Raw genomic sequence first — 4,554 nt, 5'->3', positions numbered from 1 at the left:
CGGTGATCGCGGCATCGAGGATACGCCCCCAGGTGGCGCCGTCGACTCGCCGAAACCCGTCCGGGTCGCGCGCGGCGGACGAAAACACCACGTCCGGTGTCGGCGTGCGCAGCAGTGCCAGGGACTGGCGCAGGGTGGCCCGCTCGGTGGCGGCGACGTAGGTGCCCCAGCCGTCGCCGTCCGGAAACAGCGTGTCGCCGGTGAACAGGTACGTGAGGTCGCCCGCGCCCTGTACGCGAAAGCAGCTGCTGCCCGGTGTATGGCCGGGGGTCGGCAGGATGTGCAGGCCAGGTAGTGGCGAGTGCGGGGCGTCGAAGCACACGTCTGGCGCCTGCACGCGTGCCACGGACGGCGCTTCCAGCGCGTGGCAGCACAGCCGGGCACCGAAACGCTGGTGGATGGTCGCCAGGCTCGGCGCCACCTCGTCGCGGTGACTCAGGTACTGCCAGGCCACGCCGCCCAGGCGCTCGATGGCATCGAGTTCGTCCAGGCCGGTGTTGTAGAACAGCACGTTGCCATCCGCCCGCAACCACAGATAGGCGTGCGTGCTCACGTCCGGCCCGAACGGGTAGGTGGGCTCGCTCTGCCACAGGTCCGCAAACAACTGGCGCATGGGAAGGTCCTCCTCGGCCGGCCTGCTAGCATGGTGCGCCATTCCAAACCCCGCAGCACCATGACCATAGCCGTTGCCGTGCGCAAGGGCGGCGAGATCGTCATCGCCGCCGACACGCAGAACAATTTCGGCCACAACCGCGCGCCGATCGCCAATCACCGCACGCAGAAAATCCTGACCGTCGGCGGCAACCACCTCGCCACCAGCGGCTGGGGGCTGTACGCCAACATCCTGGACGATTTTCTCGGCAAGAAACGTCTGCCGAAACTCGACACCGAGCGCGACGTGTTCCGGTTCTTCCAGGCGTTCTGGAAGGCGCTGCACGAGCACTACTCGCTGGTCAACGACCAGTGCCAGAACGAGGAGGAGCGCTCGCCGTTCGGCGACCTCGACGCGTCCTTCCTGTTGGTGAACGCGGGCGGCATCTTCTACGTGTCGTCGGACACCAGCGTCACGGCGTTCGAGCAGTACTACGCGGTCGGTTCCGGGGCGGAGTTCGCGTTGGGGGCGCTGCACGCGCTCTACGACGGCGACTTCGATGCCGAGACGCTGGCCCGGCGCGCCTGCGCCGCGGCCATGGCCTTCAACGTGTACTGCGGCGGCGAGATCGACGTGTGCCGGGTGACGGCGTGAGCGTGCCGTCCGAAACGGAATGAGCGCCAATCGCGCCGCGCGGCTGGCGAGACTGCGCGAGGTGCCGAGCTGCGACTGGCGCACCGGCGATGACGCCATGGCGCCGTATCTGGCCGAACAGCGCGGTCTGTATCAAGGCGCCGCGCTGGCGGTGGCGCTGCCGCAGGACACCGCGGCTGTATCCGCCCTGGTGCGCGCCTGCGCGGGGCTCGATCTGGCGCTCGTGCCGCAGGGCGGCAACACGGGTCTTTGCGGCGGAGCGGTGGCGCAGGACGCGGACCGGCAGGTGATCGTGAGCCTGGAGCGCCTCGACCGCATCCGCGCCGTCGATGCCGCCAACTTCACGCTCACGGCCGAGGCCGGCTGCATCGTGCAGCGCGTGCGGGACGTGGCAGCCGAGCACGACCGGCTGTTTCCGCTGAGCTTCGGTGCGGACGGCAGCGCGCGCCTGGGCGGCGCCATCAGCACCAACGCCGGCGGCACCAACGTGCTGCGCTACGGCAACGCGCGCGAGCTGACGCTCGGCCTCGAAGTGGTGCTCGCCGACGGGCGCGTGTGGGACGGTCTTGCCGCGCTGCGCAAGGACAACACCGGTTACGACCTCAAGCACCTGTTCATCGGCGCCGAGGGCACGCTCGGCATCATCACCGCGGCGGTGGTGAAGCTGTTCCCGCAACCGCGCGAGACCGTCACTGCCTGGCTCGCCTGCCCGTCCGTTGAGGCCTGCGTGGCCGTTTTCGGTCATCTTCGAGAGGCCAGCGGCGACGCCGTCAGCGGCTGCGAGCTCGTGTCGCGCACGGCGCTCGACTTCGTGCTGCGCCACCTGCCGGGGGCGCGCGACCCGCTCGCCGGCGCCTCGCCCTGGTATCTGCTGGTCGAACTGGGCAGTTCGAGCGCGTCGGCGGGGCTCGCGGGCGCGCTGGAAGGCGTGCTCGCAGACTGCTTCGGCCGCGGGCAAGTCACCGATGCCGCCATCGCCGCGAGCGAGCGGCAGGCCGCCGACTTCTGGCGCCTGCGCGAAGGCGTTGCCGAGGTGCAGCGCCACGAGGGCGCCAGCATCAAGAACGACGTCGCCGTGCCGGTGTCGGCGGTGCCGGCCTTCGTCGCCGAGGCGAGCGCCGCCGTGGAGTCCGCCTGCCCGGGCCTTCGCGTATGCGCCTTCGGCCACATCGGCGACGGCAACCTGCATCTCAACCTGTCGCAGCCGGTCGGCATGTCGGCCGCGCAGTTCCTCGCTCAGTGGGAAACGCTCGCGGGCCTCGTCAATGCCGTGGTGGTGAAGCACCGCGGCTCGATCAGCGCCGAGCATGGCACGGGTCTGCTCAAGCGCGGCGCGCTCGCGCCCTTCGAGGGGCCGGTGGCCATCGATCTCATGCGGCGCGTGAAGTCAGCACTCGATCCGGACGACCGGCTCAATCCCGGCAAGTTGCTGCCGCCCTGAGGCGGACTGCGGCCTCACTCCAGCCAGTCCGGCGTCGGCAGGCCCTTCTCGCGCAGAAAGGCCGGGTTCCACAGCTTGCCCTGGTAGCGCTGGCCGGAGTCGCACAGCAGCGTGACGATGGTGTGGCCGGGGCCGAGCTCCTGCGCGAGACGCCGGGCGCCGGCGAGGTTGATGGCCGTGGAACCCCCCAGCACCAGCCCCTCCTCGCGCGCCAGATCGAACAGCAGCGGCAGCGCTTCGGCGTCCGGAATGGCGTAGGCGCGGTCTACCGGCGCGCCTTCGAGGTTCGCCGTGATGCGGTTCTGGCCGATGCCCTCGGTGATCGAGTTGCCCTCGGCCTTCAGCTCGCCGTGCGTGTAGTAGTGGTAGAGCCCGGCGCCGAGCGGGTCCGCGCAGGCGATCACCACGTCCGGCCGGCGCGCCTTGAGCGCCATGCCGATGCCGGCGAGCGACCCGCCGGTGCCGACCGCGCACACGAAGCCGTCGATCTTGCCCTCGGTCTGCGCCCAGATCTCCGGGCCGGTGGTCTCGACGTGCATCTGCCGGTTGGCCACGTTGTCGAACTGGTTCGCCCACAGCACGCCGTTCGGTTCGGTCGCGGCCAGTTCGTCGGCCAGGCGCCCGGACAGTCGCACGTAGTTGTCGGGGTTCCTGTACGGCACCGCCGGCACCTCGCGCAGCGTGGCGCCGGCCAGGCGAATCGCGTCCTTCTTTTCCTGGCTCTGCGTCTGCGGGATGACGATCAGCGTGCGGTAGCCGAGCACGCGCCCGACCAGCGCCAGGCCAATGCCGGTGTTTCCAGCCGTGCCTTCCACGATCAGCCCGCCGGGACGCAGAACGCCGCGCCGCTCGGCGTCGCGGATGATGCCGAGCGCGGCGCGGTCCTTCACGGAGCCGCCCGGGTTCAGGAACTCGCACTTGCCGAGCACCTCACAGCCGGTCTCCTGCGACAGGCGGCGCAGGCGCAGCAGCGGCGTGTTGCCGATCAGGCCGACGAAGTCGGGGGCGATGGTCATGGCGTGGCCTCCTCGCGGATTCAGCGGTGTGACCCGCGCCGTGGTGCGGATCGTGTTGCGCATAATCGCAGCTTCCCGCTCCCTGGGCGCGTGCTGCGCGGGGGGATGAAACGCTCACGCCCCACCCGGCATGCTCCACGTCCATCACAGCAACCGTATCGAACGCCTCGCCGACCGCCTGTGCGAGGTGATCGCCGCACCGCTCGGCCCGGCGCTGGCGCCTGAGGCCATCGTGGTGCCGAACCCCGGCATGGCGCGCTGGCTGTCGCTGGCGGTGGCGCATCGCCTGGGCCTGGCGGCGAATCTCGACTGCGTGTTCCCGGCCGCCTTCGTGTGGCGGGTGCTGCGCGCGCAGGACGCCACGCTGCCACCGCTGCCGCCGGCCGAGCAGGGGCCGCTGCTGTTCGCGCTGCTGGCGGCGTTCGCGGCGCCGGACCGGCCGGCCGAAGTCGGCCGCTATCTTGCCGGTGACGACGGCCTCAAGGCCTGGCAGCTCGCGCGGCGCCTGGCCGATGTGTATCAGCGCTACCAGGTGTTCCGGCCGGAGTGGCTCGCCGACTGGGAGCAGGGCGGTGGCAACGGATGGGACGCGCGGTTGTGGCAGCGCGTCGCCGCCGGGCAGCCGCATCAGGGCCGGTTGCTGATCGATCTTGCCCGGCGCGTGCGGGCGGGGCGGCTCGTGACGGCCGGGCTGCCGGCGCGGCTGTCGGTGTTTGGTCTCTCGGCGCTGGCGCCGGCCTATCTGCAACTGCTGCGGGCGCTGGCGGCGGACCGCGACGTGCACGTGCAGTTTCTCGACCCCTGCGCCGCCTACTGGCACGAGCTGCAAACCCCGCGCGCCGTGGCGCGTC

5 protein-coding genes are annotated in these 4,554 nt (G+C 71.0%); 3 read left to right on the top strand and 2 right to left on the bottom strand.

The features are described from left to right. Nucleotides 1–613: MBL fold metallo-hydrolase (locus tag AB7F93_RS14040; RefSeq protein ID WP_428303533.1), on the bottom strand; the 613-nt coding region annotated here is incomplete at its 3' end. 60 nt (nt 614–673) lie between these two features. On the opposite strand from AB7F93_RS14040, the gene AB7F93_RS14035 reads away from it, so the two are divergent. Beyond that, nucleotides 674–1,246 (top strand): hypothetical protein, encoded by a 573-nt coding sequence (locus AB7F93_RS14035; RefSeq protein WP_428303532.1) that lies wholly within the window; start codon nt 674–676, stop codon nt 1,244–1,246. 19 nt (nt 1,247–1,265) lie between these two features. After that, nucleotides 1,266–2,687 (top strand): FAD-binding oxidoreductase, encoded by a 1,422-nt coding sequence (locus tag AB7F93_RS14030; protein ID WP_428303531.1) that lies wholly within the window; start codon nt 1,266–1,268, stop codon nt 2,685–2,687. Nucleotides 2,688–2,701: 14 nt separating this feature from the next. Here AB7F93_RS14030 and AB7F93_RS14025 read toward each other — a convergent pair whose 3' ends face one another. Continuing rightward, a complete protein-coding gene (locus AB7F93_RS14025; RefSeq protein WP_428303530.1) occupies nt 2,702–3,703 on the bottom strand; it encodes a cysteine synthase A in 1,002 nt (333 codons plus the stop codon). Nucleotides 3,704–3,833: 130 nt separating this feature from the next. On the opposite strand from AB7F93_RS14025, the gene AB7F93_RS14020 reads away from it, so the two are divergent. Further along, on the top strand, nt 3,834–4,554 hold a 721-nt coding region (locus AB7F93_RS14020; RefSeq protein ID WP_428303529.1), incomplete at its 3' end, for an exodeoxyribonuclease V subunit gamma.

This window comes from Immundisolibacter sp. (genome assembly GCF_050250495.1).
Taxonomy (GTDB): Bacteria; Pseudomonadota; Gammaproteobacteria; order Immundisolibacterales; family Immundisolibacteraceae; genus Immundisolibacter.
The sequence above is the reverse complement of the archived record's forward strand: the minus strand, read 5'-3'. Positions and strand labels throughout refer to the sequence as shown.